Below are 5,377 nucleotides of genomic sequence, written 5' to 3' on the forward strand. Positions count from 1 at the left end.
GTGATGGTCAGGCTGCCCAGTGCACCATTGCTGGCCACGCCGTTGCCGGCCACAAATTTGGCCTCATCAGCGCCATCCACGTCGGTCACGCTCAGGCTGCCGGTCTCGGTCAGCGTCGGGGTAGCGTCGTCTTCAGTGACACCGCCGCTATCGGTACCGGCAATGATGGCAGCATCATTGACCGGGTTGACAGTCCCGTTAACGCCGCCAGTGGCGCTATGAAAACCATCTGCAACTGTGTATTCGAACGAAATATTGCCATTGAAATCAGGAGAGGGCGTAAAGACCAGCTGGCCGTTGGTCAGGGTAACGGACCCATTGTCAATCACCACCGAGCCGCCTTCGGCAATAGCCTGGCCATTTATGGCGGTGATGCTGAGGCTATCTCCATCCAGGTCGGTGTCGTTGCCGAGTACGTTGATGGTGACTGTCCCATCCTCTTCCACTGTGAACTGGTCGTCCCCAGGCACAGGCGCGACATTCACCACGCTGTTGTCAGTGCCCTTGGGAGAGGTGTTGCCAGCGGGATCTGTCAGGGTGGCATCTACTGTGATGGGGCCATTCACCGGCAGATCCGTGGTGGGAATGGTCAAAGTAACCTGTGTCTTGCCGATATCATCGGCGGTCAGTATGGAGCTGGAGTCAGGCACCCCATCCCCATTCCAGTCCACATCAAGGCGATCACCGACTTTGGCATCGGCTGGCAAACGTATGATGACATCCACGCCGTTCTCGCGCTCATTGGCGGTGATGACGTTGTCCGCACCATCCTGGATATCCACCAGAGGAGCAGAGGGAACCGTGCTGTCCACGCTGCCATCATCGGTGGCTGTGCCGGTGTTGCCGGCAGGATCTGTGACATTGGCGGTGACAGTGTAGGAGCCGTCCGCCAGCGGTGTGGTGACATCAACGCTGAAGGTGCCATCCGGATTGACGGTCGTGGTCAGGGTCTGTTGATTGCCATTAGCATCCGTGACCAGCAGAGTCACAGTGCTGCCCACAGGAGCATCCGTGGTACCAGTCAGGGTCGGGGTCGTGTCATTGGTATTGTCCGGAGCAAAGACTGTGATCACCGGTGGCACCAGGTCGAACAGCTGATTTTCCTCGCCCGCGAACGCATCGCCAATCACACCCGTGTCAGCCTGGGTGGCGGTATCAAATCCCGCTTCCGCTATGGTGGCATCGCCGGTACGCTCTATGGTGACGAAACCACCGTTGCCGCTAGCGCCCGCCACACCGCCAATATTGCCGCCTGCGGCAGCACCGCCGGCCGCCGCCGCTTCAAATGCCTTGGTCGGATCGGCGCCAGCCAGAATGGCTTGTTGCAGGGCCGCTATGTCATCGGGATTGCCGATCGGCACATTCTGGGCAAGCAGCAGCTCTTTAGACGTGTCATCCTCAGCCTGCAGCTCGTTGGTCGGGCTCAGAGTGAAAGTCTGATTGCCGCCTTTGAAGCTGGCGCCTTCAGGAGTGATCAGCACCGCATCCTTGGGCAGGATATCGCCTTCGGCGAGCTGCTTCTGGCTGCCATCTGCGGCGACCAGGTAAACCTTGCCTGTCAACTGGGTAACGACGACGTCCTGATCCAATGCGATATTGTGGCTGCTCATGTTCTCTCCTGAATCTCTATTGGCATGCAATATTCCACTGTCTAATGTGCCTGTGAACGACGCCAGAAACCAGTTAGAAAATTCGAATGGATAGCCTGATTTGAAGCTGGAACGGCCGGTTAAACAGGAGAGTCAATGACGGGGGGAATAAATCAATAAAATAAATATTATCAATATGTTGCATCTAGATGACGGGAGCGCATGGCTGTGTTCCCGTCCAGGTCATGATCAGGCGCCTGCCCACAACAAAATGGCGAGCAACTGGGGGGAGATAATCCGCAGGAACATCACCAAAGGGTAAACAGTGGCATACGACAAGGCGCTGGCGCCACTGGTGGGATGCATACCGTTGGCAAACGCCAGGGCGGGAGGATCCGTCATGGAACCGGCCAGCAATCCGCACAGGGTGAGATAGTTCATCTTGCCATACAGGCGGGCCAGCACACCGACCACCAGCAACGGGATCAGGGTGATTGCCATGCCGTACATCATCCAGGCCGGACCATCGCCGTTGATCAGGGTGTCGATGAAACCGGCGCCTGACTTGAAGCCCACCACGGCCAGAAATAGCACTATGCCGATCTCCCGCAGCGCCAGGTTGGCGCTCGGTGGCATGAACCAGTAGAGCTTGCCGATGCTGCCGATCCGCGACAGGATCAGTGCCACCACCAGCGGGCCGCCCGCCAGACCCAGCTTGAGTGCCGCCGGGAACCCGGGTAGATAGAAGGGGATAGAACCGAGCAGCACGCCAAGACCAATGCCGATGAACACAGGCAGCATCTGCACCTGCTGCAGTTTTTGCTGCACATTGCCCACCACATTGGTCACCGCTTCGATGGCGTCGAGTCGCCCCACCAGATTGAGGATGTCACCAAACTGCAGACTGGTCTGACTGGTCGGCACCAGCTCGATACCGGCCCGATTGAGGCGCGAGATGACCACATCGTACTTCTGCTTGATGTCGAGATCGCGGATCTTCTTGCCGAGCACCTGCTCGTTGGTCACCACCACCCGCTCCACCCGCAGATCGGTGCCTCGGGTCGAGAGCGAGGTATCCACCTCCTCCCCCAGCACCAGCAGCACCTTGTGCAACGCATGCCGTTCACCCACCAGGTGCAACAGGTCGCCGAGTTCGATGCGCGAGTCCGGCCGCGGCACCATCAGCTCATCGCCGCGCTTGAGGCGGGAACAGATGACATCGGCTTCGTCCAGGCTCGGGATCTCCCCCAGCATCAGGCCGTGCATGTTGGGGTTGCGCACCGCGATGTTGATGGTCTGCAGGCTCTCCTTGGTCTTGCCGGCTTGTTGCTCGAACTGGGCTGCTTCTTCGTCAATCTTGATGCGAAAAAACATGCGAATGAGCCACATGGTGAGCAGAATGCCGCAGATGCCGAACGGATAGGCGACGGCATACCCCATGCCCATCAAGCCGGTCGAACCGGGCGCGGCGCCAAGCTCGGCCAGGATCTGCTGACCCGCACCAAGGGAAGGCGTGTTGGTCACGGCGCCGGAGAATACCCCCAGGATCACTGGCAGCGGCACGTCAAACAGTTGATGCAGCGCAGCCGCGACCAAGCAGCCAAGCAGCACCAGCAGGGCGGCGAAGCCGTTCAGCTTGAGGCCAGAACTGCGCAGGGAGGAGAAGAAGCCGGGACCGACCTGGATACCTATGGTGTAGACAAACAGGATAAGGCCGAACTCCTGAATGAAGTGCAGAGTTTGTTCATCCAGTGCGAGACCGGAGAGGCCGGCGAAGTGGCCCACGATGATGCCACCAAATAGCACACCTCCGATCCCCAAGCCAACGCCATAGACTCGCCAGTTGCCCAGCCAGAGCCCCAGCACTGCCACCAGCGACAACATGCTGATGGAAAGCGCGATATCACTCATTTCGTGCATCCTTTGCGAATTGAACTGTCCTTAGCTTGTCAGCAAACGCCGACGCCAACTGTGTGATACCGCACGAATTTATCCTTTTGAGCGGCAATATATACCAATTAAGGGCTAGTTAAGCGACATAACCATAAATGGCCATAAAGTGACAAACACTGCCACCCAACACAAACAGATGCCAGATGGCGTGGTTATAAGGGATCTGTCTGGCCACATAGAAGATGACCCCAAGGCTGTAGATGAGACCACCGAGCCCGAGCAGCAGCAAGCCTTCCCCCTCCAGATGGAGGTAAAGCTGATAAATGACCACCAGCGACAACCAGCCCAGCATCAAGTAGGTAAACAGCGACAACTTCTTGAAGCGATTGATGAAGAGCAACTTGAACACAACCCCCGCCAGTGCCAGCGCCCAGATCACCACCATCAGTCCCTGGGCCAGCGGGGTATCGAGCGCCACCAGCAGGAAGGGGGTATAGGTCCCGGCGATCAGCAGATAGATGGCGCAGTGATCAAACACCTTGCACCAGCGCCTCGCGGCCCCTTCAGCCATGCTGTGATACAGGGTCGAGGCGAGATAGAGCAGCACCAGGCTGCCGCCATAGAGGCTATAGCTGATGAGCGCCTGGGTGCCCTGCTCCCAGCCCTTGTTCAACAACAAGATCAATCCCAGGATCCCAAACACCAGCCCCAAGCCGTGGCTGAGGCGATTGGCCAACTCCTCGCGGGGAGAATAATCCGTCACACTGCTCATTGCATACTCCTGCCCAAACTGGGCTCACTCTAGCCGCCGTTATTTCAGAGTACAAGTGTTAGCTTAAATCGGATGGGATCTGATTTGGCCAGCGCTCATGGCTGTCACCCGTTTGCCTTTGGTGTATGCTCTGCGGCCGATGCCCACGTAGCTGTTGCCGCCACGGCGGCTCACCACACAGTGGCTACCTGGCAACCCGGTCTGGAGAACCTGATGAAGTTGACTGAGCTGTTTACACAACCGGATGCAGCCTTTGGCGACGCAATGAGCGCCATGCTGGCACAATTTCACCACTCGGATGACAGTCAGGCCCCCTACCAGCGCGACCAGTTCGCCCACCAGCTCGATCAATCCCGCATGCCTGCGGTCGGCCTCTCCATCCAGCACTATCTGGCGCGGCTGGCCACCCTGGTACCCGGCGCCTCTCACCTCACCTCGCCACGCTACATGGGCCACATGACGGCACCACTGCCGGCCTATACCGCCGAGCTGTCGCGCCTGCTGGTGATGCTGAACCAGAATCCGATGAAGATGGAGTCCTCCCGCCTGCTCAGTTTTCTGGAGCGGGAGGTGCTGGCCAAGCTGCACCGCCTCATCTATGGCAGGGACGATGCCTTCTACGGCGAGCAGATGCACGCCAAGGATGCCGCCCTCGGCGTCATGACCAGCGGCGGCACCATCGCCAACGTCACGGCGCTGTGGCTGGCCCGCAACCGCGCCTGCGGCGACAACCTGTTCGCCCTCTATGAGCAGGGTTATCGCGGCGCTGTCATTCTGGGTTCCCGGCTGATGCACTACTCCTTCGACAAGGGGATGGACCTGCTGGGGCTGGGGGCGCACAGTGTCTGGCGTCTTGAAACCGACGAGCAGAACCGGCTCAGTCTGGCTGCGCTGGAGCAAGCGCTGATCCAGTGCAAGGAACAGAAACTCAAAGTGCTGGCACTGGTCGGCGTGGCGGGTAGCACCGACTTTGGCTCCATCGATCCGCTGCCGGAGCTGGCGGCCATCGCCGAGCGCGAGCAGATCCATTTTCATGTGGATGCCGCTTGGGGTGGCCCGACCCTGTTTTCGCCCCGTTATCAGAACCTGCTGACCGGCATTGAGCGGGCCGACACCGTCACGC

General features: G+C 59.0%; 4 protein-coding genes. 1 reads left to right on the forward strand and 3 read right to left on the reverse strand.

What is annotated here, in order from left to right; genetic code table 11:
- The 3 genes from AAC083_RS20620 to trhA all read right to left on the reverse strand — a co-directional run.
- Positions 1 to 1,610, reverse strand: a 1,610-nt coding sequence (locus tag AAC083_RS20620) for a retention module-containing protein (RefSeq protein ID WP_146181750.1), incomplete at its 3' end; no start/stop codon positions are given.
- Positions 1,611 to 1,838: 228 nt separating this feature from the next.
- Positions 1,839 to 3,500, reverse strand: coding sequence for a putative transporter (locus AAC083_RS20625; RefSeq protein WP_042038591.1), 1,662 nt, complete (start codon positions 3,498 to 3,500; stop codon positions 1,839 to 1,841).
- Positions 3,501 to 3,618: 118 nt separating this feature from the next.
- On the reverse strand, positions 3,619 to 4,254 hold the full coding sequence (gene trhA, locus AAC083_RS20630; protein ID WP_042038590.1) for a PAQR family membrane homeostasis protein TrhA: 636 nt from the start codon (positions 4,252 to 4,254) through the stop codon (positions 3,619 to 3,621).
- A gap of 213 nt (positions 4,255 to 4,467) precedes the next feature.
- On the opposite strand from trhA, the gene AAC083_RS20635 reads away from it, so the two are divergent.
- The coding region (locus AAC083_RS20635) for a pyridoxal-dependent decarboxylase (protein WP_258224795.1) at positions 4,468 to 5,377 on the forward strand (910 nt) is incomplete at its 3' end.

The organism is Aeromonas sp. HMWF014, from assembly GCF_963878295.1.
Classification (GTDB): Bacteria; Pseudomonadota; Gammaproteobacteria; order Enterobacterales; family Aeromonadaceae; genus Aeromonas; species Aeromonas popoffii.